The organism is Bacillus sp. DC4300-2b2, from assembly GCF_049895685.1.
GTDB classification, from domain to species: domain Bacteria; phylum Bacillota; class Bacilli; order Bacillales; family Bacillaceae; genus Bacillus; species Bacillus safensis.
In genome coordinates, this window is the sequence record NZ_JAFCSW010000003.1 from 641,075 (window position 1) to 666,382 (window position 25,308).

Below are 25,308 nucleotides of genomic sequence, written 5' to 3' on the forward strand. Positions count from 1 at the left end.
CCTTTCATTAGGAGCCGTCTTTTCAACCTTATGCTTTCAGCTCTTCAATACGCTTTTGAACAGCTTCGCGTTTTGCGACATAATCACGTTCTTTCGCACGCTCTTCTTCTACGACACTTTCAGGCGCTTTTTTCATAAAGCCTTCGTTGCCAAGCTTTTTCTGTACTCGTTCCACTTCTTTTGTCAGCTTATCAAGCTCTTTTTGCAGACGAGCAATTTCTTCATCTAAGTTGATTAAGCCTTCAAGCGGCAGAATGAGTTCTGCTCCAGAAATAACAGCCGTCATCGCTTTATCACTAGCTGGGATATCTGTGCCAATTTCAAGAACACTTGGGTTCGTGAAGCGCTCAATATATGAACGGTTTTTCTCTAAGCGTTCCTGCACATCAGATGTAGAGGCTTTAATGTAAAGCTCTACTTGTTTGCTCATTGGTGTGTTCACTTCACTGCGAATGTTACGAACAGAGCGGATGAGTTCCACAAGCAGCTTCATATCAGCAGAAGCTTGTTCGTTGGAAAGCTCCGGCTTCACTTCAGGCCATGCCGCAACAGTAATGGACTCACCTTCATGCGGTAGATGCTGCCAGATTTCTTCTGTTAAGAACGGCATAAACGGATGTAGAAGTCTCATCGTTTGATCTAATACATACGCAAGGATCGAACGAGTCGTTTTTTTCGCTGCTTCGTCTTCTCCATAAAGCGGAAGCTTCGCCATTTCAATGTACCAATCACAGAAATCATCCCAAATGAAGTTGTATAAGTGTCTGCCCACTTCACCGAATTCATACTTGTCAGCAAGCTGTGTGACACTTTCAATTGTTTCATTTAAGCGTGTTAAAATCCATTGATCAGCAACTGATTTTTCTCCTGTTAAATCAAGCTCATCATACGTTAAACCATCCATATTCATTAAAGCAAAGCGGGATGCGTTCCAAATTTTGTTCGCAAAGTTCCAAGTGGATTCAACCTTTTCAAAGCTAAAACGAAGATCCTGACCTGGTGAGCTTCCAGTCGCTAAGAAATATCTTAATGAATCCGCACCGTACTTGTCGATGACCTCCATTGGATCAATTCCGTTGCCGAGCGACTTACTCATTTTACGCCCTTGTTCGTCGCGGATAAGCCCATGAATGAGGACATCTTTGAACGGTTTTTCTCCTGTGAATTCAAGACCTTGAAAGATCATGCGGGATACCCAGAAGAAAATGATGTCATAGCCAGTTACAAGCAGATTTGTTGGATAGTAGCGCTTGAAGTCTTCACTGTCTGCATCCGGCCAGCCCATTGTAGAAAACGGCCAAAGCGCTGAACTAAACCATGTATCAAGTACATCGTTATCCTGTTCCCAGTTCTCAATATCTTCTGGTGCTTCAAGTCCAACGTATACTTCTTTCGTTTCTTTATGATACCAAGCCGGAATGCGGTGTCCCCACCATAGCTGACGAGAAATACACCAGTCACGGATATTTTCCATCCAATGTAAATATGTCTTTTCAAATCGGTCTGGAACAAATTGAACTTGGTCGTCACCTTTTTGCAGATGAATAGCTTCGTCTGCCAGCGGCTGCATTTTCACAAACCATTGTGTTGATAAATACGGTTCAACGACAGCTCCACTTCGCTCACTATGACCAACTGAATGCATGTGGTCCTCAATTTTGAACAAAATGCCTTCTTCTTGTAAATCCTTCACAAGCTGTTTGCGGCATTCGAAGCGGTCCATTCCTTTATATTGCAGGGCATTCGCATTCATTGTGCCATCTTCATTCATGACAAGAATACGCTCTAGCCCGTGGCGGTTTCCAAGCTCAAAGTCATTCGGATCATGAGCAGGTGTAATTTTCACAGCACCTGAACCAAACTCCATATCGACATAGTCATCACCGACGATTGGGATTTCGCGGCCTGTAATTGGTAAAACCACTGTTTTTCCAATCAAATGCTGATAGCGCTCGTCATCAGGGTGTACGGCTACGGCTGTATCCCCCAGCATTGTTTCAGGTCTTGTTGTCGCAATTTCAATTGAACCCGTGCCATCTGAAAGCGGATATCTCAAGTGATAAAACGCACCTTGAACATCCTTATAAATCACTTCAATATCAGAAAGTGCCGTTTTCGTTGCTGGATCCCAGTTAATGATGTACTCTCCGCGATAAATAAGCCCTTTTTCATACAATTGAACAAATACTTGGCGAACGGCTTTATTCAGACCTTCATCTAAAGTAAAACGTTCACGGGAGTAATCGAGACCAAGGCCCATCTTCGCCCACTGGCTGCGAATAAAATCTGCATATTCTTCTTTCCACTTCCACGTTTCTTCTACAAATTTTTCTCGGCTAAGGTCATACCGGCTTACGCCTTCTTCGCGAAGCTTTGCCTCGACTTTTGCCTGAGTCGCAATACCGGCATGGTCCATACCTGGAAGCCAAAGAACGTCATAGCCCTGCATCCGTTTCATACGCGTCACGATGTCTTGGAGTGTAGAATCCCATGCATGCCCAAGATGCAGTTTTCCTGTCACGTTTGGTGGAGGAATGACGACTGTATATGGATCTTTCGTTTTGTCATTTTGTGCTTCGAAGAATTTCCCTTCAAGCCAGTACGTATAGCGGTCTTTTTCAATCGCATTAGGATCGTACTTTGTTGGCATTTCTTGATTATTTGTTCCCATTTGTGTAACCTCCACATTTTTTCGGCTGATGAAACATAAAAAAAGCCTTTCCATCCTTATAAAAGGACGAAAAAGCTTTTTCGCGGTACCACCTTTTTTCACGAGACACATACACGTGTCCCATACACTCTAAAGGATAACGGGGTTCTCCCGAATTTCTCTACTTGTTCATTCAAGAAATTAAGCTCACAGGCGACCTTCCAAACAAGTACATCCTAGGAAACCTCTCAGCTCTTGGCTTCCCTCTCTTTAGGGTCTTGCTCGTACTCTTCCTGATCCACGCTTACGATATATCACGTTCATCAGCACATACTCATCTTTTATTTATATTACTAAATGCCTTTTGTTTTCGTCAATCATCTTTTCCGCTTTTCTTCTTCTTTATACAAATTGGGCAGGCACCCTTCGCCCTTTTGCCCATATGATAATAACAAAATGAAGAAGGAGGGCGTTTGATTTGAAGAAGATCAATCCTTACACACTCCCCCCCTGGCTGAGACAAATTCGGGCAGTTGCCTCCCAAGTCGTTCTCCCGATTGCTATATTTCAAGGATTTCGTACGATCATTTTCCCTACAACATTTGACGTCCTCATTCTAGGTATTCTTATTTTTCTCGCCTGTGCCTTTCATCTTGATTGGTTTTAAAAAAACTCATGCTTATGTACCTGCCCATATAAAGCCAACGCAGCATAACCTCGTCATTCCGCTGATGACGAGGCACTTTGTTCTTCTTCAAGCCGTCTAGCCTGCTCAATCTCATGAATCTTCATGACGGTCGGCTCAGAATTTTTCATCTGCCAATACGCTCTTAACAGCTGCTGACAGCTTTCCATTTCATCCTGCCCGCCTGCTTCATAGGCTTTTACTGTATCAAACAGCCCTTGCGGATAAGCAAGGTAGCTTAGGAACAAATGCAGTTCTTCCTCCCGAAGAGGGTTTCCTTTTTGATACGTATAAAACAAAGAAGTGCATTCAGGACAAGACGTGGGATAGGTTTTGAATGTCCGAAAGTAATAGGTCAGAAGATCATAGATGGGGGCGGCTTTTTTAGACCGCTCGAAATTGGTGAAATGTCCTGTTCCTACATCATTATACAAAAAATGATGGATCGATAGCTGTCCATGATTTAGCACAACACGCGTTGTCTCTTTGTCTTTCATTTCTTCATGCCAATCTTCTAAACGCTCAAGCGCAAATTCGCTGGCAGACATCGCCTCTGAAAAATACATAGCAGCGGCCAGCTCAAATGGCGACATATACCACGTTTGTTCTGCCCGCTCTATGAATCGTTCATACATGTCTTTCTCTGTTTCCCATTTGGTCTTGATTTGGGTGTAATGCGCTTCTATCTCTTGCTCTGTGATATCCATCATGACTTCAGTCCGCTTATGAAGTCTTGCAATCTCTTGAAATAAATATTCGTGCTTATCGTCCTGCTCTTCTCTCTTTTCATTCGTCAGCCACGGCATCAGATAGTATGCATACTGGCTTTCCCGATGACTTGAGAAAAAGGAACCGCTCTTCGTCCGATAAATCGGAACAAAGGAGCGATAGCCCTTTGATTCTAGTTCAAGCATTTGTTCTGTAAATTGCATATGCCGATTGGCTTTTACTCGCTTCAGGGCAAATACACCCTGCTTTGTATATACCTTGATGACAACAGGACTGACAGGTTCAATATATTCAGCCTCAAGTCCGTATTCGTATAAGACAGATTGGATTTCATCCACGTTCACTCACCACATTTTCTCGGTCAGTCATCGCTTGCTATGCATTGCTTTTTTGATATTCAGGAATATAAAGAATCTGTCCTTCCTCAAGCTCCGCATCAATCGATAATGAGTTTGTGCGAAGAAGCTGCTGCACATTCAATTGATATCTCTCACAAATACGATCGACCGTATCTTCTTGCTGAACTATACATATTTTCATGCGAGAAAAATCTTCCTCCTCCTGCTTAGCGAACAGCTTTGTTAAATAAAGAGAGTTCTCACTGCCAGACGTTTCTCTCACGTCTTCTTCAAGCACCTCTTCTTCTTGAGCTGACTCATATATTTTAGGTGCTTCCCGTTCATATAACCGCCCGAGCTGATATTCGTCATCCTGCTCCTCTTGCTCAGGTTCCACTTGATAAGCAGGTGATTCAAATGCAGGATATGACTGTACCGTTTCTTCCTGCTCTTCGGCAGCTTCCGGATCTTTTCTCACTTCCACTTCAAAGAATGTATCATCCCTCTCCTCTTCTTCTAAAAGCTTAGGTGGTTCAAAAAATGGCGGTTCCTGCACGTGAGCTTCAGGGATGGATCGATAGCCAAGCGCCACAGCTTCTTCTTGGTTATTCGGCTGTTCCGGCTCTTCTGGCTCTTCAGGTTCTTCAGGTTCTTCAGGTTCTTCAGACGCTTCCTCTACTTCCCTGTTCACCAATTCTATCTCAATTGCTTCTTCCTCTTCTTCTTGTACTTCTTGTACTTCCTGCACTTCCTGTTCCTCTTGCTCAGCACGTGTGTCATGTTGAAATATAGGCTGCTTCTCATCATCCTCATGTTCTTCGCCTTGCAGCTCTTCTTGTTCTTCTTGTTCCGGCTGCAACTGATAATCGTAAGCCATATCGCCATAATCCTCTTCAGGACGATGGACAAATTCATACGGCTCCTCTACTACAGGCGCTTGAGGCGTTTCCTCGTCTAACAAGCCCTCAATGGCTAAATCAGCCTGAATGGTAAGCAAACGATTCTCTGTCAGCTGGTAATCAAACGCATCAATAAACACAAACACATCATTTAAATGACTAATTTTGTTCTTCGGAATGGTGATATCGACTGGAAATTGATGCAGAAGCTCCGCCGTTCCGTCTTCTCTTACCTTTACCTCATCTGCTTCCCTGTATGTTGGAAAGGAACTCAATTCACCCAATAGCTCCTCTTGATTTATGTTGTATTCTCCTGTTAGCTCGAGTGAACCTCTAATGGAAACATAATCATTCACTTCTTGAACGAGAATGTCAGGGTCGAGAGAAATTGACAGCAGCTCACTGACTTCCTGTCCGCTTTTGAAATAAATGGATTCTTCTACCGAAAACTGTAATCGATTGTTTTGAGACAAGTCGGTGTCCTCCTTTCATCTAATCCTTAAAAAATAAAATTAGATGTCAATACAGTTGTATGTGGGAGGAAGTGAAAATATGATTGGTTTTCTCCAATGCAAAAAAGCCGATATGTCTCCATATCGGCTTTTGTTTTATCGACGTAGTTTTTGAAAAACCTTTTCCACTGTCTCAATTGTATATTCGATGTCTTCATCTGTATGAGCTGTTGATAGGAATAGTCCTTCAAATTGAGAAGGCGGGAGGAAGATACCGTGATCGGCCATTTCCTTGTAAAATTCAGCAAATAAAGCGAGATCAGCTGTTTTCGCTTTGTCATAATTGATGACTTCTTCATTTGTAAAGAAGAATCCAATCATGGAGCCAGCACGGTTAAACGTTAATGGAATTCCGTATGCTTTCGCTGCTTTTGAAATGCCTTCTTCTAAACGATCACCTTTTCGTTTAAACTCTTCATAAGACTCAGGTGTGAGCTGTTTTAGAGTTTCTAAGCCTGCTGTCATCGCAAGAGGGTTACCTGATAACGTTCCTGCTTGATAAATTGGACCACTTGGCGCAATTTGTCTCATAATATCCGCTCTTCCGCCATAAGCTCCGACCGGAAGACCGCCTCCAATGACTTTACCAAGACACGTCAGATCAGGTGTGATGCCAAAATAGCCTTGCGCGCAGTGATAATCCACACGGAAGCCTGTCATGACCTCATCAAAAATGAGTAATGATCCGTATTGCTCCGTAATGTCTCTCAGTCCTTGCAAGAAACCTTCTTGCGGAGGGACAACCCCCATATTTCCTGCGACCGGCTCTACAATGACACCAGCGATATCGTCGCCAAATTCTTGAAAAGCAACTTGAATGCTTTCTAAATCATTGTACGGCACTGTGATCGTGTTGCTTGCAGTCCCTTCAGGAACACCAGGACTATCCGGGAGTCCAAGCGTTGCCACTCCAGAACCCGCTTTAATGAGCAAAGAATCACCGTGGCCATGATAGCAGCCTTCAAATTTCACAATTTTATTTCTGCCTGTAAAACCTCGAGCTAGACGAAGTGCACTCATCGTCGCCTCTGTACCAGAGCTGACCATGCGAATAACTTCGATGGAAGGAACCCGTTCTGATACAAGTTTAGCTAATTCATTTTCAACTAACGTAGAAGCACCGAAGCTTGTCCCATTTTCCGCTACTCGCTGAATGCTTTCAACGACACGATCATTCGTATGTCCTAAAATAAGCGGTCCCCATGATAAGACATAATCGATGTATTCATTTCCATCAATATCATAGATCTTGGCACCTTTGCCTCGTTCCATAAAAATCGGGTCTGTGTTGACTGATTTAAATGCACGCACAGGGCTGTTGACACCACCAGGCATTAAATGCTGTGCTTCTTCAAATGCTTGCTTTGATTTTTCATAGCTACGTCCCATTTCAATGTCCTCCTGTCTATCCGTTCTTTATTCTGAGAGCCATTTTGCTGCATCTTTTGCATGATACGTAATGATGAGTTCTGCTCCTGCACGTTTCATGCTTGTCAGCATTTCCAGAACAAGCTCTTTTTCAGAAATCCAGCCGTTTTGAGCAGCGGCTTTCACCATTGCATACTCTCCGCTCACATTGTAAGCAACAACAGGGAGTGTAAATTCATTTTTCACATCACGCATAATGTCTAAGTAAGAAAGAGATGGTTTGACAATCAAGAAGTCAGCTCCCTCTTCTACATCAGATTGCGCTTCTCTTAGAGCCTCTAAACGGTTTGCAGGGTCCATTTGATATGTTTTACGATCTCCAAACTGCGGTGTACTATGTGCTGCATCACGAAACGGACCGTAAAAAGCACTTGCATATTTCACCGCATATGACATGACAGGTACATGAATAAAGCCTGCTTCATCAAGTGCCTCACGAATGGCAACAACAAATCCGTCCATCATATTTGAAGGCGCGATGATATCTGCACCTGCACGTGCTTGGCTAACAGCAGTTTTCGCTAGTAGCTGAAGAGATTCATCATTTAAAATTTCTCCATCTTCAACGATTCCGCAATGTCCGTGATCTGTATATTGGCATAAGCAAGTGTCTGCAATAACCACGAGCTCTGGGAAATGCTTTTTGATCTCAAGCGTTGCTCTTTGAACAATGCCGTGATCGTGATACGCCTCACTGCCTACATGATCTTTATGATCTGGCACACCAAATACAATGATCGATTTGATGCCAAGATCAACAAGCTCTTGGACTTCTTCTTTCACAAGATCTACAGAAATGTGATACACACCTGGCATTGAAGAGACTTCTTTTCGGACATTTTCTCCCTCTACAAAAAAGATCGGATAAATGAAATCAGATGGTCTTAAAAAGGTTTCTCTGACTAATTCTCTCATTCCTGCGCTTGTCCGCAATCTGCGGTGTCTGTTAAATTTCATCAATGGTTCAACTTCCTTTCAGATAAACGGCACATCAAATCAAGCATTCCGTCTATCGTATAAGTATCTGGGGTTTCAGAAGAAATCCCGTATTGAAGCAGTGCCTCTTTTGTCAGAGGACCGATCGTCACAAAACAGGTGTCAGATGCAGCAAGCATCGCTGCATCTGCTTCCATCACATGCATAAAAGAATGAACAGTAGATGAGCTCGTAAATGTAATAAAATCAAATGATTGCTTCGTCATTGCCGTTTTAAGAGCAGCAATTCCTTCCTCATCCTTGACTGTTTCATATAAAATCCATTCTTTTACCTCAATGCCGAGCGGAACGAGGGCCTCTTTCACCACATCTCGTGATAGATGCCCTTTTGCTACAAACACACGCTCTCCTGGGTGTACATGGTCAAGTAATGCATCTGCCAGCTCTTCCGCTATAAATCGTTCTGGCACAACATCCACCTTCAAGCCGTGCTGCTCAAGATAGGCAGAGGTTTTCTCTCCTACAGCAGCCACTTTCAAATGGGATAAACTCTTATGTAAATGATGGTCTTTTATGTAGTTCAGAAAAAAAGACGCACCATTCACACTCGTGAAAACAAGCCAGTGGCTATTTTCTAAGTCCTTTACAAAGGCCTGCGCTTTTTCTTTGGTGAGCGTAGGCTCAAACCGAATAAGAGAGGTTAAAACCGCATGGCCGTTCAGCGCTTCAATCTTTTGCTGAAACACGCCCGCTTGACGTTCATTTCGAGTGACAAGCACCGTCTGTCCGTGAAGCGATTTGCCTATGCTCATTGAGACAAATCCTTTTTCACCTTGTCGATCAAATCCTTTGCTCCCTTATCAGCCATCTGCTTCGCACACGCTGTTCCAATTGCTTCAGGGTCAGTGCCTGTGACGGTTTCTCGAATAATTGTGTGCCCATCAGCAGATGCAACAAGACCTGTTAGTTCAATTTCATTATGCTCATTCATCGTTGCATAGCCAGCGATCGGCACCTGACAGCTTCCATCCATTTGTTTGAGGAAGGCTCTTTCTGCGAGGACCGTTTTCTTCGTATATTCATTCGTAAATTGGGCGAGAAGCTTAAGCAGCTCTTCATCATCCCCGCGGCACTCAATCGACAGCGCGCCTTGTCCAACGGCTGGAAGGCACGTCTCAGGAGATAAAAATTCCGACACGACCTCTTTGCTCCATCCCATTCTGGACAGACCGGCAGCCGCTAGAATAATGGCATCATACTCTTCATTTTTCAGCTTTTCCAATCTCGTATCAATGTTTCCTCGAATCCATTTAATCTCAAGATCTGGTCTTTCCTGAAGAAGCTGGGCGCTGCGCCGTAAGCTGCTCGTTCCCACAATTGCACCCTTTGGCAGTTCGCTGAGACTTAGATGATCCTTCGAAATAAGTGCATCCCGCACATCTTCACGCTCAGGAATACAGCCAATGACTAAACCTTCCGGAAGAGCAGCCGGCATATCCTTCATACTGTGCACCGCCATATCGATGTCATGATTCAACATCGCCTGCTCAATCTCTTTAACAAACAGTCCTTTTCCGCCAACTTTAGATAAGGTCACATCTAGAATTTGATCACCCTTTGTTACAATTTCTTTTATTTCAAAAGAATAAGAAGGGTTTAGTTCAGACAGCTTTTGAATGACCCATTTTGTTTGTGTAATTGCCAGCTTACTTCGTCTAGAACCTACTTTAATTGTACGCAATACGTCTTCCTCCCGACAATGCCTTTAAGACTCATCATTATTGAAACCAATGAAAGGTTGATAAGCTACCAAGCAGAAAATAATTGATCATCAGCACAAGAAATGAAGCGACATTCCACAGTGCCACGATTTTGCCCTGCATATTTCTGACCAATCTGATATATAAGTAAAAGCCGTATAAAAACAGCATAATAAACGAACCAAGCACCTTTGCATCTGTCCAGTACAACGTATCATACGAAATATATGCCCAAATGATGCCAAGAATTAAACTAAGCAAGAGCATAGGCACACCAATAATATTTAATACGTACGCCATATGATCCAGCTTTGATAAGTCTTCAATTCTTAAAAGCCATTTTCCCCATTTTTTCTTTTTCAGCAAACGATATTGAAAGAGATAAAGCAGTGAAAACGCAAATGAAAGTGAAAAGGCACCGTAGGATAAAATTGCCATCGTAATATGAATCACGAGCAGTTCACTCGTCAGCTTCCCCGTTAGTTCTGCTGAATGGAGGTCAGATGGTGTAAAGGTGTGAATCGCCATCATGGAAAAACCGATCACATTTGTAAAAAAGACAATAAATTCAACGCGCAATACCTTTGTGAGGACAAGAGACAGTGTCACAAGCACCCACGTATAAAAATATAACCCCTCTGCTACATTCAACACAGGGAATCGGTCTGTTTCCATCATAATATAGAACATGTAGACTGTTTGCAGCAGCCAGACAATAGAAAGCAACCAGAAAGCCATTTTTCCAGCCTTCCGGTTGTGTTGAAGAAAATCTATGAAATAGAACAAGACACTTAGTGCATAGATTAAGATCGTCGCTTCATTGAGTCTCGCTACAATGGATTCCATCATCGCTTAATCACTCACTGGCAACTGTAGCAAAGCCTTGTGCCATATTTGGTTTGAACAGCTGAAATGCCCCTTGCTCCACCTGTACAGGTTCGACCTTTTGCTCTTCATCTTCAACCTGTAAATCAAAGATTTCTTTAAAGAGTAAAAGCTTTTCCTCTGCATTCGGCTCCGCGGCAATTTCTTTTGCCTTTAAGATAGGATCTTTCAGCATTTGGTTGATGATGCTTTTCGTATGTTTATTTAACAGCTTCATTTCACGGTTTGTGAGGTTTGGAAGCTTCCGCTCAATACTCTGCATCGTATCGGCTTGAATTGTGAGTGCTTTTTCTCTAAGTGCAGAAATGACTGGAACAACACCTAACGTATTCAGCCATTGCTTAAATTCTACAATTTCTGCTTCAATCAGGAGCTCGACCTGCTCAGCCACTGCACGGCGCTCTTTTAAGTTGGCAGCCACGATGCCTTCAAGGTCATCAATGTCATACAAAAAAGCACCTTCTACTTCAGAAATGGCTGGATCTAAATCACGTGGTACAGCAATATCTACCATAAATAGAGGTCTGCCCTTCCGCTTTTTATTCGCGCTTTCGACCATTTCTTTTGTAATGACAAATTGTTTCGCTCCCGTTGAGCTGATTAAAATGTCCGCTTCAGATAATGTTTTTTCTAATTGGTTTAAGCTCTTAGGCTCTCCTGAAAAACGACCCGCCAATTCCTTTGCCTTCTCAAACGTTCGGTTGATGACCGTTACTTGGCCAATTCCTTGCCCTTGAAGGTTTTGAGCCGCCAGTTCGCCCATTTTGCCCGCACCAAGAATCAGGACATGCTTATCAGAAAGACGTCCAAAGATTTTTTTGGCAAGCTCAACAGCTGCATAGCTGACAGATACGGCATTAGACGCAATATCTGTTTCCGCATGAGAGCGTTTTGCAACGGTTACCGCCTGTTTAAATAAATAATTGAAAACGGTACCAATGGTCTTCTCCTCTTGAGCTACTTTAAAGCTGGAACGTACTTGACCAAGTATTTGCGTTTCACCAATCACCATGGAATCAAGTCCACAGGCCACACGGAATAAATGCTCAACCGCTCCATCATTTTCATAGAACTTCAAATATGGAGAGACATCTTCCTTTTCTAAACCGAACCAATCGGCTAAAAATCTTTTTATATAAAACCGTCCAGTATGAAGCTGATCTACCACTGCGTAGATCTCTGTTCGATTACATGTTGAGATGACGATATTCTCTAGAATGCTTTTTTCTTCTTTAAGCTTGGACATCGCTGTTCCGAGCTCACTCGGTTCAAAGCTCAGCTGTTCCCGTATCTCAACAGGGGCTGTTTTATAATCTAAACCCACAACAAGAATATGCATAACTTCAGCTTGCACCCCCAACGCCCTGTCTAATTTATAATAATTACAATATAGAATTTATTATTTATAATGATTATAACATATATTCATTTTTAACTGGATAAAAATTGTGAACAGATTTCAAAAATGTTGTGATATAGTAGAAAAATGTTCGACACCAATTATGCCATATCATCACTTCAAGCAATTTATCAGATTTGGCGCGTGCGGACAAATGATCTGCTTAAAAGAAGGTGACATCTTTGAAGAAGAAATCCATTTTGCTGCCGCTCACTTTATTGGCTGTAGCGCTATATGCCATTCTCTCAGGAGGTCAATTTGACATTTGGAAGGATCAAGAGAAATGGTATACACTTGTACTGCTTTTTGGCCTCGCGTTCTTATATCAAGGAAAAAAGGAGCAAGAAAGCGCTCATGTGTTTATCGGTATGCTCATGACAGGCCTTTCGCTACACTTTATTCTTCAGCCTAAATTGGACCACTGGCCAGACACATTTACGATGATTGTATTCATCGTAGGACTTGCACTCTTTGTGAAATCATCTCAGAAAAAAGAATATCGTATTGAAAGTGTTGTGCTGATCGCACTCGGTCTGTTCCTTTATTTCTTTCAGCAAATTACAAAACAGCTAAGTTCCCTTTCGATTCCTACTTCCGGCTTTGAATTGTACTGGCCTTATGTACTGATTGCTGTCAGTCTCCTCTTATTATTTTTAAAAAGGAAATAACTTATACAATAAAAAAGCATCTGCTCATCGCAGATGCCTTCAGCGAGAAGACAAACCCTCGCATTCGGTGTCAGTCCTGCGTGCTGGTGCTCACGAATATCAAATTCGCTCCGCGCCAGTACTCGTCCTTTCTAGACTTCAAGGGTTTTCATCTCACGCTGAAAAGAAAACTAATGTAAAAAAGCATCTGCTCATCGCAGATGCTTTTTTTAGCCGTTTACTTTCGCAAGGATCGCATTCCAGGCTTCATCTTTTCCTTTTTTTGTTTCAGAAGAGAATAAGATGAGTTCATCTGATGGGTCAATGTCGAGCGTCTGTTTGACGACTTTCGCATGTTTTTCCCATTTGCCTTTTGGAATTTTATCCGCTTTTGTAGCGATGACGATCACGGGAACTCCGTAATATTTAAGGAATTCATACATGTTTACATCGTCTACTGATGGCTTATGACGCAGGTCCACAATTTGGACGACTGCTTTTAATTCTTCACGCATTGTAATATACGTTTCGATCATTCTACCCCAGGCCTCGCGCTCTGTTTTTGATACTTTGGCAAAGCCGTAGCCCGGAACATCCACAAAATGGAGCATATCATTAATAATGTAGAAATTAAGCGTCTGTGTCTTACCTGGTTTAGAAGACGTACGCGCTAAATTTTTACGATTAATCAATGAGTTGATGAACGAGGACTTTCCAACATTTGATCGTCCAGCAAGCGCGATTTCAGGCAGTCCGCCGCTCGGGTACTGCTCTGGTTTCACCGCACTAATGACGATATCTGATTTTGTTACTTTCATCTTCCCTCTCCTACCAACGCTTTCTCAAGCACCTCATCTAAATGTGAGACCGGAATAAAGGTTAGTCCTTCTCTCACACTTTCAGGAATATCATCAATATCCTTCTCATTGTCCTTTGGAAGAATAATGGTTTTCAATCCTGCACGATGTGCGCCCAATGCTTTTTCTTTTAGTCCGCCAATTGGAAGCACTCTTCCTCTTAACGTTATCTCTCCTGTCATACCAACCTCTTTTGATACAGGACGTCCTGTGAGTGCTGATACAAGAGCCGTCGCAATGGTGATACCAGCTGATGGCCCGTCCTTTGGAACCGCACCCTCTGGAACATGGATATGAATATCATGCTTTTCATTAAAATTAGGATCAATGTTCAGTTCATCTGCTTTAGAACGAATATAACTGAATGCCGCCTGTGCAGATTCTCTCATGACATCACCAAGCTTACCTGTTAACAAGAGCTTGCCTTTACCAGGCGAGAGTGATACCTCAATTGATAAGGTGTCTCCGCCAACTGTCGTATATGCAAGTCCTGTAACAACCCCCACTTGGTCTGTCGTTTCAGCCTGACCATAACGGTAAAGTCTTTTTCCAAGGAATTCAGATAAGTTCTTTTCCGTCACTGTGATGCGTTTTCGGTCTTCAGCCACAATCGCTCTTGCCGCTTTTCGGCAAATGGCCGCAAGCTGACGCTCTAACCCGCGAACTCCTGCTTCTCTTGTGTAATAGCGAATCATATCATAAATCGCTGCTTCACGAAGCTGCAAGTTCCCTTTCTTTAATCCGTGCTCCTTTAGCTGCTTCGGCAGAAGATGATCTTTCACAATCTCTGCTTTTTCAACCTCTGTATACCCTGCAATCGTGATAATCTCCATTCTATCACGAAGTGGGCCCGGAATGGTTGCTAAATTGTTGGCAGTGGCAATAAATAACACTTGTGATAAATCAAATGTCTCTTCAATATAGTGATCGCTAAAGTTGTGATTTTGCTCTGGATCCAGCACTTCAAGCATCGCAGAAGACGGATCACCTCTAAAATCAGAGGACATCTTATCAATTTCATCTAAAAGAAACACCGGATTCATTGTGCCTGCCTTGCTCATCCCGCGAATGATGCGGCCTGGCATCGCGCCTACATACGTTCTTCTATGTCCACGAATCTCAGATTCATCACGCACACCGCCAAGAGAGATACGGATAAACTTTCGGTCAAGTGATTTAGCAATCGATTTGGCAAGTGACGTTTTCCCTACCCCAGGAGGTCCTGCTAAGCAAAGAATCGGTCCTTTTAATGAATTGGTCAGCTTCTGTACAGCAAGATATTCAAGCACACGTTCTTTGACTTTTTCCAGCCCATGATGCTCATCATCTAAAATTTCACTTGCCAGCTTTAAATCTAGACGATCTTCTGTATAGATGCCCCATGGAAGATTGATCAGCCAATCAATATAATTTCGAATGACAGAGCTCTCCGCAGAACTTGAAGGAATTTTTTCATAACGGTTCAATTCTTTTAGTGCCGTTTCACGAACAGAATCCGGCATGCTGGACTCTTCGATTTTAGACATTAATGAACTGACTTCGCCTGTTTTCCCTTCCTTGTCTCCAAGCTCCTTTTGAATGGCTTTCATTTGTTCACGCAAATAATATTCTTTTTGCGTTCTTTCCATTGAACGTTTGACACGCTGACCAATTTTCTTTTCAATTTCCAGCACTTCTTTTTCATTGTGAATTAAGCTGATGACACGATTCAGACGTTTTTTAACATCCACTGTTTCCAGTACTTCTTGTTTGTCCTTTAATTTAAGCGGCAGGTGAGAAGCCACGATATCTGCCATTCTCCCCGGTTCCTCAATATCCGTCACCGTTGCATATGTTTCAGCTGAGATTTTTTTTGAAATTTTTATGTACTGATCAAAGTGATCTAACAAAGTGCGCATGAGTGCTTCTGCTTCTGCGTCCTTTAAATCTTCTTCTGCCAACTCTTTAATATCGACGGACGTATAGTCCTCAAGCTCCACATATGATTCGATCTGCGCTCGATTTAAGCCTTCTACGAGCACACGAATCGTTCCATTCGGCAGCTTCAGCATTTGTTTGATTTTTGTGTAGGTGCCGACTTTGAAAATTTCCTCTTCACCTGGTTCATCTATTGAAATTTCCCGCTGTGTTGCTAGAAAAATCATATGATCGTTCATCATCGCCTGTTCTAATGCTTGAACAGACTTCTCGCGTCCAACGTCCAAATGCAAGACCATTGTTGGATAAACAAGCAAGCCTCGCAATGGGAGGAGCGGAACATTCTTTTTGATTTCATCTGCCATGTTGATTGACACCTCCGTCACTAGTATGAATCATTATAATATACCTGTTTCAGTCTTGTACAATGTAAAAGACTTGAGAAATGATGATCTTACCGTAGTATACCCTTTCTTTTTATCTTGAAAAAGAAAAAAAGATCTATTTCACTAAAAAATCCCCATATGTGATGGGGATTAAACAGATTTTCTTTTCATTTCCTCTTCTAGTCCATCTTTCTTCTCGTCTGGCGGGTTGACCAAACACTGATCCAGCACCTCTTGGAAGTGCTTCACAGGCACAATGGTGACGCCTTCAATCTCTTTTAAGATCGACTGCTGGTTGTCATAAGGAATAATCACGGTTGTGGCACCAGCTTGTTTCGCCGCTTTAATCTTCGGTATCACACCGCCGATCGGCTTCACCTGACCCTGCAATCCGATTTCACCTGTCATTGCTGTCAGATGATCAATCGGGATTTGATGAATGGCAGAGAAAATCGCCGCCGCCATGGCAATCCCAGCAGACGGACCATCAATCGGGGCACCGCCTGGAAAATTAATATGGATGTCATATTCATTTGTCCGAATACCTAAGTTTCTCAGCACTGTTAATACATTTTCAACAGACCCTTTGGCCATACTTTTTCGTCTAATGGATTTAGACTGACTGCCAATGCTTTCTTCTTCTGCAATGCCTGTAATGTTGATACTGCCTTTTTCAAGCGCCTTACATATGTTCACTTCAATCTCAAGCAGGGCACCGCTGTTTGGACCGTAGACAGCGAGACCATTCACTACCCCGACTTTTGGCTTTTCCGGTACTTTTTGTTCATATCTTGGTGTCAGCTGACTTGAATGAATGACCCACTCGACATCTTCGATCGTGATGTCTTTTCGGTTTTCCGTGACGGCCATTCCAGCGGCGATCTGCACCATATTGACTGCTTCACGGCCATTTTTTACATAAGAGGTTAACAGGTTCAGCCCTTCATCACTTAATTCCTTTTGGATTTTTTGGACAGCCTTAGCAGCAACAATTTTCAGTTCATGCTGGTCAAGGTCCTTAAAGAAAATTTCCAAACACCTTGAGCGAATGGCTGGTGGAATTTCTTCAGGTGTTCTTGTCGTAGCACCAATCAACCGGAAATCAGCCGGAAGCCCATTTTGAAATATATCGTGGATGTGATTCGGAATTTGGGTGTTTTCCTCACTGTAGTAGGCACTGTCTAAAAATACTTTCCGATCTTCAAGGACTTTCAGCATTTTGTTCATTTGGATCGGATGCAGTTCACCAATCTCATCAATAAACAGAACCCCGCCATGAGCATGTGTAACGGCTCCTTGTTTTGGCTGCGGAATGCCTGCCTGTCCCATCGCTCCCGCCCCTTGGTAAATCGGGTCATGCACGGAACCAATGAGTGGGTCTGCGATGCCCCGTTCATCGAATCTTGCGGTTGTGGCATCGAGCTCCACAAATACCGCATCTTTCTTAAACGGTGAATCAGCATGACGTTTCGCTTCTTCCATGACAAGACGAGCAGCGGCTGTTTTTCCAACCCCCGGTGGGCCGTAGACAATGACATGCTGAGGATTCGGTCCGCACAGCGCTGCTTTTAGAGCACGAATCCCGTCTTCCTGCCCTACAATATCTTGAAATCCCTTTGGCCGGACTCTCTCTGATAAAGGCTCACTCAGCTTGATTGACCGCATCTTTCTGAGTGCTTCCATTTCTTTCTTTGATTCTTTGTCTATCGTCACCTTTTGTGTGCGCTGATTTCGTAGTAAGTTCCAAAAGTACAGCCCGATGACGATACCAAAGAACAGCTGTATAAATAATACGATTCCTGTCCAGCTCAATCGGTGCTCCCTCCTTCATCTATCGTATGTATTGGTTTCTGTCTGCTAGTATTTCCTAGAGCTGGACGGAATAAACACGTCTTCCACGATAAATAAAAAACTCCTGAATCAAAATGATTCAGGAGTGAGACTTCTCTTATGCAGATGTTTTTGTATCTTTGTTGACGACTGTGCCATCTTTTAACACAAGACGCGGCGGCTCACCATCAGCAACCGTTGCACCAGTGATGACACATTTTTCAATATCATCACGAGATGGAAGGTCAAACATCACATCAAGCATGATGCCTTCAATGATCGAGCGAAGACCACGAGCTCCTGTTTTACGCTCAATTGCTTTTTTCGCAATTTCGCTAAGAGCATCTTCTTCAAATTCTAGCTCAACATCGTCAAGCTCAAGCATTTTTGTATATTGCTTAACGAGCGCATTTTTAGGCTTCGTCAAGATTTCTACAAGTGCTTTTTCATCTAACGGCTCTAGGCTTGCAATAACCGGTAGACGACCGATGAATTCTGGAATTAAACCGAAGCGAAGCAGGTCTTCTGGCAGTACTTTTGATAGAAGGACTTCTTTTTCAAAATCTTCGACTTTATTTTCCGCACCGAATCCAATTACTTTTTGACCTAAGCGGCGTTTGATGATTTGCTCAATGCCGTCAAAGGCTCCACCACAAATAAAGAGGATATTTGTTGTATCAATTTGAATGAATTCTTGATGAGGATGCTTACGTCCACCTTGAGGCGGTACACTAGCAACTGTTCCTTCAAGAATTTTCAAAAGGGCTTGCTGGACACCTTCCCCAGATACATCACGAGTGATAGAAGGGTTTTCTGATTTTCTTGCTACTTTATCGATCTCATCGATGTAGATAATGCCTTTTTCTGCTTTTTCTACATCATAATCCGCTGCCTGGATCAGCTTTAGTAAAATATTCTCTACGTCTTCACCAACATAACCCGCTTCAGTTAATGATGTTGCATCTGCGATCGCAAATGGAACATTTAAAATACGAGCAAGTGTTTGAGCAAGTAATGTTTTACCGCTTCCTGTTGGTCCAATCATAGAAATATTACTTTTCGAAAGCTCAACATCATCAATCTTGCTGTTGGAATTGATCCGTTTGTAATGGTTATAAACCGCTACAGCTAAGGATTTTTTCGCATTGTCTTGTCCGATGACATATTCATCAAGAATCTCCCGAATTTCATGAGGCTTCGGAACATCCTTGAATTCAACTTCTTCCTCTGTGCCGAGCTCTTCTTCAACTATTTCCGTGCAAAGCTCGATACATTCATCACATATATATACGCCAGGTCCTGCGACCAGTTTACGCACTTGATCTTGCGTTTTTCCGCAAAACGAGCATTTTAATTGACCTTTTTCCTCGTTGAATTTAAACATTCTTTCACCCCTTATTCTTCTTCACTTGCCTGTAGCTAACAGTCAGCTACCTTTCTGGGTCCAGTATGTATGCATTTTACCATACTTTCCTAAAAGACGGTAACGATGTGTTTCTAACACTGCACATTGAGATATGTATGACAGAAAGATGCGACTTACACTATCGTTTCCAAAAGAAGCGATGATAAGTCAAAAATTGTACAAAACAAGGCACGAGTCACTCGCGCCCTGTTTTATTATTATGCACCATATTAACGGTTTTCTACAAGAAAATCAATTGCTTTACGAACTTTTAGATCTTCTTTCATTGCTTCAGTAGATCCGATCGCTTGTTTGATATTTTCAATTGGCATGTTGTATGCTTCAGCCATTTTTGAAAGTTCTTCTTCCACTTCTTCGTCAGACACTTGTAAGTTTTCTGCAGCAGCAATTGCTTCAAGTGTTAGGTTAGATTTTACGCGTTTAGCAGCATCTTCTTTCATTTGCTCTTTAAGCGCATCTTCATCTTGTCCAGAGAATTGGAAGTAAAGCTCAAGGTTCATTCCTTGCATTTGAAGACGTTGTTCGAATTCTTTCATCATGCGGTCTAGCTCTGTGTCAACCATCGCTTGTGGGATGTCAACTTCCGCATTTTCAGAAGCTTTCGCAACTAGCTCTTCACGAAGTTTTCCTTCTGCTTCGTTTTCTTTTGCTTCTTCAAGACGTTTCTTCGTTTTTTCAGTTAACTCAGCAAGTGTTTCTACTTCTTCATCAACATCTTTAGCGAACTCATCGTCAAGTGCTGGAAGTTCTTTTGCTTTGATTTCATGAATTTTCACTTTGAATACAGCTGGTTTACCTGCAAGGTCTTCAGCATGGTATTCTTCTGGGAATGTAACTTCTACGTCTTTTTCAGCGCCAGCTTCAAGACCAACTAATTGCTCTTCGAAACCAGGGATGAATGAACCAGAACCTACTTCAAGAGAGTAGTTCTCAGCTTTTCCGCCTTCGAATGCTTCTCCATCAACGAATCCTTCGAAATCAAGAACAACTGTATCGCCGTTTTCGATGGCGCCTTCTTCTTTGACAACAAGCTCAGCTTGACGGTTTTGCATGCCTTTAAGCTCTTCTTGTACATCTTCATCAGTAACAGCTGTGTCGTCTTTTTCTACGTTAAGACCTTTGTAGTCACCAAGTTTTACTTCAGGCTTCACTGTTACTTTTGCAGTGAAGATTAAGCTTTCGCCTTTTTCGATTTTCTCAACATCGATTTCAGGGCGGTCAACTGGCTCGATACCAGCTTCGTCGATTGCTTTTGGATATTCAACTGGAAGAAGAATATCTAATGCATCTTGATAAAGAGATTCTACACCAAAACGCTGCTCGAAAAGACCACGTGGTACTTTCCCTTTACGGAATCCAGGGATTGATACTTGCTTAACCACTTTCTTAAATGCATCATCAAGTGCTTTGTTAAATGTTTCAGCGTCAACTTCTACAGTTAGAACGCCTTCGTTACCTTCTTGTTTTTCCCATTTTACTGACATGTGTGTTTCCCTCCAAAAATCTATTCAGATTGTGCGTTGCTCCATTCTAAAGCATCATAAAGACTTCGTCCAATCAAAAACCACGCACTCCGCTAAGAAGCTTGCATTATGTATACAACATTTGACTTGATTATACATATCGTCTTTCAACCGTTGGAATCTGACAACTGCACTATATATGCACAAATACAACCATTATATTATAACATAACAAGTCCGTCTTTCAACTAAATCGACAAATTACAAATAAGAAATTTCTTCAATATCTTTCAGCATTGTGCAAGCTTCTCTCAGCTCTCGTTCGTTAAATTCATACAATAGATGCAATTCTTCGAGTTCAATCTCAATCCCATGCATTTCATAGCCGACTTTATGAAGTGCCGCTGCCCAAAGACTCGGATCTGTGTACTTAGGAAGAAATGGATATAGCACAAATAAGTGCCGGCGCCATAGCTCTTCCACGCCTTGGTAAAGGGTTGGGTTCTCATTGCCGAGCGTGTCGTCGAGCATACGAAGGACTTGCTGAAGAAGCGGCATCTGCTCTGGCTTTACAGCCTCAGAAGGAATAAGTGTTAAAGAATCACCGAATTTTGTCACATGAACCGGCTTTGCCACATCATGATCTGCCAGAAGCTGCAGGATCATTGATTTGACCAAAGGGTTCCCATCAGGATTTTGTAAGATTGTATTTAATAGACCCATGTGCGGTGTAATATTCCGGTCTTTCAATGAATGGATGAACTGGACCTGTTCTTCCGGCCGCTTCAGCATGTCATCTATATTGACCTCACTTCCGGCGTCATCATCTTCATCTAAAATCTCTTCAGGTGATTCAATCATTTTTCTGCTAAATTCTAGCAGTTTGTAAAAATGCTCCGCGCTTTCTGCCGGAAGGTGATTTTCCTCGAGCACAGCCTCAATTGTTTGTTTAACCTCTTCATATTCTTTCAGCTGAATTAAGATCGTCATATACACTTGGAGTACAGTGAAATAGTGGCCATATCCTTCATGCAGCATTTTTTCACAAACACGCTTTGCATCCTGCAGCTCACCCAGCTCCAGAAAACAAATTGCCATTCCGAGGTGAATATCGGATTCTTCATCGTCATCATACGATTTTGCTTCTGAAAACAAGTGAAGCGCCTCTTGATACTGTTTATCTTTTAATGCTGCCATTCCTTTTTCAATCAGTCTTTCTTTCAGACCAGGAAACAAAATGACATTATCTTTCTTCTTGTCATGCTTCATGCTTACGTTCCTTTCGGGCGCATATTTTTTATCAGTTTACCAACGAAGATTAGTAAACACAAGTAACGAGAGGTTTTCATGCAAAAAAGAAGCCGTCACACCTCGGGCGGACAGCTTCTCGTTGCTTAGGCGCGCAGCCAGCTGCTGCGCTTTTCTTCAAATGCTTGAATGTCATCTTCTAGTAGTAATGTTAATGAAATTTCATCATAACCATTTAGGAGCATTTCTCTCCAGTGAGGGTCGACTTGAAAAGGGGTGATATTCCCTTCGTGATCTTCTATCTGCTGTTTTTCAAGATCAACCGTCATCTCATACCCTTTGTTCTCATATGACGCTGCGAAGGTTTTCCACACATCATAATCAAGGCGAATCGGAAGCATCCCATTTTTAAAGCAGTTTTGATGAAATATATCTGCGAATGATGGTGCGATGACAATTTTAAAGCCATAATCATCAAGCGCCCAAGGAGCATGTTCCCTAGATGATCCGCAGCCAAAGTTTTCTCCTGCGATCAAAATCGATGCTCCTTCATAGATCGGCTGATTCAGTTCGAAATCTGGATTTGGGCTGCCATCGGCTAAATAACGCCAGTCGAAAAAGGCAAAGCGGCCATATCCTGTTCGTTCGATTCTTTTTAAAAATTGCTTCGGAATAATTTGATCTGTATCTACATTGATACGGTTAAGCACAGCGGCTTTCCCTTTATGAGTGACTAAAGGCTCCATCTATGACAACTCCTTACACGACTGTTTTCTCTTGATTAAACTTCCTGACATCGACAAATCGGCCATGTATCGCAGCCATTGCAGCCATTGCCGGGCTGACAAGATGCGTTCTCGCACCCTTCCCTTGACGCCCTTCAAAGTTACGGTTTGATGTGGACGCGCAGCGTTCGCCCTCCGGTACCACATCGTTATTCATACTAAGACACATACTGCAGCCTGATTCTCTCCATTCAAATCCTGCTTCAAGGAAGATTTCATGAAGACCTTCTTTTTCTGCTTGCAATTTGACACTTTGAGAGCCAGGCACCACAATCGCTCTGACATGATCTGCTACTTTTTGTCCTTCAATCATAGAAGCGGCTTGGCGTAAATCAGTCATTCTTGAGTTCGTACATGAGCCGATAAAGACATGCTCAATCGTAATATCTTCTATACGCTGATGCGGATGGACTCCCATGTATTCGTAAGCACGAATCGCTTCTTTTTGATCATCTTCTTGTGCAAAGTCCTCAGGTCCTGGAATTGATGCATCCACAGGCAGTACCATTCCTGGGTTAATTCCCCACGTAACCATTGGTGAAATCTTATTTCCATCTAACACAATGGTTTTATCGTAGGTTGCACCTGGATCTGTTCTAAGTTCTTCCCATTCTTTAATAGCTGCTTCGAAATCCTCGCCCTGCGGTGCATATTTGCGGCCACGGCAATATTCGAAGGTGACTTCATCAGGTGCAATCAATCCTGCTCTCGCGCCTGCTTCAATCGACATATTACAAACAGTCATCCGCTCATCCATCGTCATGTTTCTGAATACTTCCCCAGTGTATTCAATGACATAACCTGAACCGAACTTCACGCCGTGTGCACCAATGACGGCTAAAATGACATCTTTGGCGGTTACCCCTTTTTGCAGCTTTCCGTCTACTCTAATTTCTAGCGTTTTCGGACGCTGCTGCCAAAGTGTTTGTGTAGAAAGTACATGTTCAACCTCACTTGTACCGATCCCAAAGGCAAGTGCGCCAAATGCGCCGTGAGTTGATGTATGACTATCTCCACACACAATTGTTTTCCCCGGAAGTGTCAATCCAAGCTCCGGTCCAACGACATGGACGATTCCCTGGTCAACACTGTGGAGATCAGCAAGACGAACGCCAAATTCCGCACAGTTGCGCTCTAAGGCACTCACTTGCTTTTTAGCTATCTCATCTTTGATCACAAATCGATTCACAGTTGGGATGTTGTGATCCATCGTCGCAAACGTGTTTTGAGGTCTTCTCACCTTGCGCCCTTTTTGTCTTAATCCTTCAAATGCTTGAGGTGATGTCACTTCATGCACCAAGTGCAGATCAATATATAAAAGGTCTGGTTTCCCCTCGCCGCTTTTGACTATATGCTGATCCCATATTTTTTCGATGATTGTTCGAGGCATAACCCTTTTCCTCCCTCTATCTAATTCCACAAGATTCTATTTATACAATGGTTTGCACGCGCTGCTTGAGTGCGTCTACAACCGCATTAGTGATTTCTTCAGTCGTTTGATATGTTCCCTCTTTTGCTGCTAAATCTTTTGTTCGTTTGCCAGAGGCAAGAACAGCTTCCACAGCGTCTTCTATTGCAGCCGCTTCTTCTTCTAATGCAAAGGATGTTCTAAGCAAGCTTGCTGCTGATAAAATGGTTGCCAGAGGGTTTGCAACGTTTTGCCCCGCAATATCGGGTGCTGAACCATGAATTGGCTCATATAAATGAAGGCCTGTGCTTGATAAACTAGCAGATGGCAGCATGCCGAGTGATCCAGTAATCATCGAAGCTTCGTCACTTAAAATGTCGCCGAACATATTCTCAGTCACAATGACATCAAATTGAGCGGGCTTGTAAATCAGCTGCATGGCTGCATTGTCGACGAGCATATGCTCAAATTCAACTTCTGGATATTGAGAAGCAACTTCCTCTACTGCTTCACGCCATAGTTTACTAGAAGCAAGAACATTCGCTTTATCCACAGACGTCACTTTTTTCCGTCTCGTTAAGGCCATATCGAACGCTTCTTTTAATACGCGGACAATTTCTTCCTTTGTATAAAGGAGCGTATCAACGGCAGCTTCTTTTCCTTCATCATCTGTATAGCGTTCGCTTGGTTCACCAAAATAGAGACCGCCTGTTAATTCACGAACGATGACGAAATCGACTCCGTTAATGTGATCCTGTTTTAATGGAGATGCCTCGCTTAAGCTATCGAACACCTTTACAGGGCGGATGTTAGCAAATAAGTCCAGCTGTTTACGAATGGCGAGCAAACCTTTTTCCGGACGAAGCTCTGGCGGGTTTTGATCCCACTTTGGTCCGCCGACTGCTCCTAATAAGATCGCATCAGCGCTTTTGCATACATCTACTGTTTCCTTTGGAAGCGGGTTGTTTTTTTCATCTATTGCGATACCGCCAATGAGCGCAGTTTCAAATTCGAATTCGTGCTGAAATTGAGCCGCTGTCTCTTGAAGGACAGCGACTGCAGATGTCACGACTTCCGGTCCGATTCCATCGCCGGGCAAAAGTGCAATTTTCTTTTTCAT

Annotated in this window: 20 protein-coding genes and 1 other annotated feature; of the genes, 2 read left to right on the plus strand and 18 right to left on the minus strand. The window is 42.7% G+C overall.

The features are described 5' to 3' along the window. Nucleotides 1–28: 28 nt before the first annotated feature. Nucleotides 29–2,671: a valine--tRNA ligase gene (locus tag ACP69X_RS13320; RefSeq protein WP_426052739.1), complete on the minus strand. Its 2,643-nt coding sequence runs from the start codon at nt 2,669–2,671 to the stop codon at nt 29–31. A 59-nt stretch (nt 2,672–2,730) separates the two neighbouring features. Then, nucleotides 2,731–2,960, minus strand: a binding site (T-box leader). Between the two features lie 168 nt (nt 2,961–3,128). On the opposite strand from ACP69X_RS13320, the gene ACP69X_RS13325 reads away from it, so the two are divergent. Continuing rightward, nucleotides 3,129–3,317 (plus strand): hypothetical protein, encoded by a 189-nt coding sequence (locus tag ACP69X_RS13325; protein WP_003216497.1) that lies wholly within the window; start codon nt 3,129–3,131, stop codon nt 3,315–3,317. A gap of 53 nt (nt 3,318–3,370) precedes the next feature. Here ACP69X_RS13325 and ysxE read toward each other — a convergent pair whose 3' ends face one another. From ysxE to hemA, 8 genes are all read right to left on the minus strand, one after another. Next, on the minus strand, nt 3,371–4,402 hold the full coding sequence (ysxE, locus tag ACP69X_RS13330) for a spore coat protein YsxE (protein WP_075611719.1): 1,032 nt from the start codon (nt 4,400–4,402) through the stop codon (nt 3,371–3,373). Nucleotides 4,403–4,439: 37 nt separating this feature from the next. After that, nucleotides 4,440–5,774, minus strand: coding sequence for a LysM peptidoglycan-binding domain-containing protein (locus ACP69X_RS13335; RefSeq protein WP_426052740.1), 1,335 nt, complete (start codon nt 5,772–5,774; stop codon nt 4,440–4,442). Between the two features lie 135 nt (nt 5,775–5,909). Further along, the gene (gene hemL, locus ACP69X_RS13340) at nt 5,910–7,202 is read right to left on the minus strand and encodes a glutamate-1-semialdehyde 2,1-aminomutase (RefSeq protein WP_039180405.1); all 1,293 of its coding nucleotides are present in this window, start codon (nt 7,200–7,202) and stop codon (nt 5,910–5,912) included. Nucleotides 7,203–7,229: 27 nt separating this feature from the next. Continuing rightward, nucleotides 7,230–8,198 carry a porphobilinogen synthase gene (hemB, locus tag ACP69X_RS13345; RefSeq protein ID WP_029706177.1) on the minus strand — a complete coding sequence of 323 codons (969 nt, stop codon included), beginning with the start codon at nt 8,196–8,198 and terminating at the stop codon, nt 7,230–7,232. Further along, nucleotides 8,198–8,989: a uroporphyrinogen-III synthase gene (locus ACP69X_RS13350; protein WP_041086481.1), complete on the minus strand. Its 792-nt coding sequence runs from the start codon at nt 8,987–8,989 to the stop codon at nt 8,198–8,200. The genes hemB and ACP69X_RS13350 overlap by 1 nt, the downstream gene beginning before the upstream one ends. Continuing rightward, nucleotides 8,986–9,918 carry a hydroxymethylbilane synthase gene (gene hemC / locus ACP69X_RS13355; protein ID WP_024423173.1) on the minus strand — a complete coding sequence of 311 codons (933 nt, stop codon included), beginning with the start codon at nt 9,916–9,918 and terminating at the stop codon, nt 8,986–8,988. The genes ACP69X_RS13350 and hemC overlap by 4 nt, the downstream gene beginning before the upstream one ends. Nucleotides 9,919–9,955: 37 nt before the next feature. After that, a complete protein-coding gene (locus ACP69X_RS13360; protein WP_024423174.1) occupies nt 9,956–10,786 on the minus strand; it encodes a cytochrome c biogenesis protein in 831 nt (276 codons plus the stop codon). Between the two features lie 7 nt (nt 10,787–10,793). Beyond that, a complete protein-coding gene (gene hemA / locus ACP69X_RS13365; protein ID WP_039180415.1) occupies nt 10,794–12,161 on the minus strand; it encodes a glutamyl-tRNA reductase in 1,368 nt (455 codons plus the stop codon). A 242-nt stretch (nt 12,162–12,403) separates the two neighbouring features. On the opposite strand from hemA, the gene ACP69X_RS13370 reads away from it, so the two are divergent. After that, a complete protein-coding gene (locus ACP69X_RS13370; RefSeq protein ID WP_034279808.1) occupies nt 12,404–12,889 on the plus strand; it encodes a hypothetical protein in 486 nt (161 codons plus the stop codon). Between the two features lie 209 nt (nt 12,890–13,098). Here the strand turns inward: ACP69X_RS13370 and yihA are convergent, their stop codons facing one another. The 9 genes from yihA to leuB form a co-directional block, all read right to left on the minus strand. Continuing rightward, nucleotides 13,099–13,686 carry a ribosome biogenesis GTP-binding protein YihA/YsxC gene (gene yihA, locus ACP69X_RS13375; protein WP_024423177.1) on the minus strand — a complete coding sequence of 196 codons (588 nt, stop codon included), beginning with the start codon at nt 13,684–13,686 and terminating at the stop codon, nt 13,099–13,101. Next, the gene (gene lon, locus ACP69X_RS13380; RefSeq protein WP_039180421.1) at nt 13,683–16,007 is read right to left on the minus strand and encodes an endopeptidase La; all 2,325 of its coding nucleotides are present in this window, start codon (nt 16,005–16,007) and stop codon (nt 13,683–13,685) included. The genes yihA and lon overlap by 4 nt, the downstream gene beginning before the upstream one ends. Nucleotides 16,008–16,178: 171 nt before the next feature. Continuing rightward, complete coding sequence (gene lonB / locus ACP69X_RS13385) at nt 16,179–17,840, minus strand: ATP-dependent protease LonB (RefSeq protein ID WP_041086484.1); 1,662 nt, start codon at nt 17,838–17,840, stop codon at nt 16,179–16,181. A gap of 136 nt (nt 17,841–17,976) precedes the next feature. After that, nucleotides 17,977–19,242 (minus strand): ATP-dependent protease ATP-binding subunit ClpX, encoded by a 1,266-nt coding sequence (gene clpX, locus ACP69X_RS13390; RefSeq protein ID WP_338527420.1) that lies wholly within the window; start codon nt 19,240–19,242, stop codon nt 17,977–17,979. A 251-nt stretch (nt 19,243–19,493) separates the two neighbouring features. Then, complete coding sequence (tig, locus tag ACP69X_RS13395; protein ID WP_034279803.1) at nt 19,494–20,768, minus strand: trigger factor; 1,275 nt, start codon at nt 20,766–20,768, stop codon at nt 19,494–19,496. A 240-nt stretch (nt 20,769–21,008) separates the two neighbouring features. Continuing rightward, on the minus strand, nt 21,009–22,016 hold the full coding sequence (ddcA, locus tag ACP69X_RS13400) for a DNA damage checkpoint antagonist DdcA (protein WP_269103215.1): 1,008 nt from the start codon (nt 22,014–22,016) through the stop codon (nt 21,009–21,011). Between the two features lie 125 nt (nt 22,017–22,141). Continuing rightward, on the minus strand, nt 22,142–22,741 hold the full coding sequence (gene leuD / locus ACP69X_RS13405) for a 3-isopropylmalate dehydratase small subunit (protein WP_024423183.1): 600 nt from the start codon (nt 22,739–22,741) through the stop codon (nt 22,142–22,144). Nucleotides 22,742–22,754: 13 nt separating this feature from the next. Further along, a complete protein-coding gene (leuC, locus tag ACP69X_RS13410) occupies nt 22,755–24,170 on the minus strand; it encodes a 3-isopropylmalate dehydratase large subunit (RefSeq protein ID WP_039180431.1) in 1,416 nt (471 codons plus the stop codon). 40 nt (nt 24,171–24,210) lie between these two features. After that, nucleotides 24,211–25,308 carry a 3-isopropylmalate dehydrogenase gene (gene leuB, locus ACP69X_RS13415; RefSeq protein WP_064497856.1) on the minus strand — a complete coding sequence of 366 codons (1,098 nt, stop codon included), beginning with the start codon at nt 25,306–25,308 and terminating at the stop codon, nt 24,211–24,213.

What these genes read in the sequence shown, in the direction of transcription:
- ACP69X_RS13350 (WP_041086481.1), bottom strand. Translation starts at nt 8,989, where the DNA reads ATGAGCATAGGCAAATCGCTTCACGGACAGACGGTGCTTGTCACTCGA.
- leuC (WP_039180431.1), bottom strand. Translation starts at nt 24,170, where the DNA reads ATGCCTCGAACAATCATCGAAAAAATATGGGATCAGCATATAGTCAAA.
- leuD (WP_024423183.1), bottom strand. Translation starts at nt 22,741, where the DNA reads ATGGAGCCTTTAGTCACTCATAAAGGGAAAGCCGCTGTGCTTAACCGT.
- ddcA (WP_269103215.1), bottom strand. Translation starts at nt 22,016, where the DNA reads ATGAAGCATGACAAGAAGAAAGATAATGTCATTTTGTTTCCTGGTCTG.
- hemL (WP_039180405.1), bottom strand. Translation starts at nt 7,202, where the DNA reads ATGGGACGTAGCTATGAAAAATCAAAGCAAGCATTTGAAGAAGCACAG.
- yihA (WP_024423177.1), bottom strand. Translation starts at nt 13,686, where the DNA reads ATGAAAGTAACAAAATCAGATATCGTCATTAGTGCGGTGAAACCAGAG.
- lon (WP_039180421.1), bottom strand. Translation starts at nt 16,007, where the DNA reads ATGGCAGATGAAATCAAAAAGAATGTTCCGCTCCTCCCATTGCGAGGC.
- ACP69X_RS13320 (WP_426052739.1), bottom strand. Translation starts at nt 2,671, where the DNA reads ATGGGAACAAATAATCAAGAAATGCCAACAAAGTACGATCCTAATGCG.
- hemB (WP_029706177.1), bottom strand. Translation starts at nt 8,198, where the DNA reads ATGAAATTTAACAGACACCGCAGATTGCGGACAAGCGCAGGAATGAGA.
- tig (WP_034279803.1), bottom strand. Translation starts at nt 20,768, where the DNA reads ATGTCAGTAAAATGGGAAAAACAAGAAGGTAACGAAGGCGTTCTAACT.
- clpX (WP_338527420.1), bottom strand. Translation starts at nt 19,242, where the DNA reads ATGTTTAAATTCAACGAGGAAAAAGGTCAATTAAAATGCTCGTTTTGC.
- hemA (WP_039180415.1), bottom strand. Translation starts at nt 12,161, where the DNA reads ATGCATATTCTTGTTGTGGGTTTAGATTATAAAACAGCCCCTGTTGAG.
- ACP69X_RS13360 (WP_024423174.1), bottom strand. Translation starts at nt 10,786, where the DNA reads ATGATGGAATCCATTGTAGCGAGACTCAATGAAGCGACGATCTTAATC.
- leuB (WP_064497856.1), bottom strand. Translation starts at nt 25,308, where the DNA reads ATGAAAAAGAAAATTGCACTTTTGCCCGGCGATGGAATCGGACCGGAA.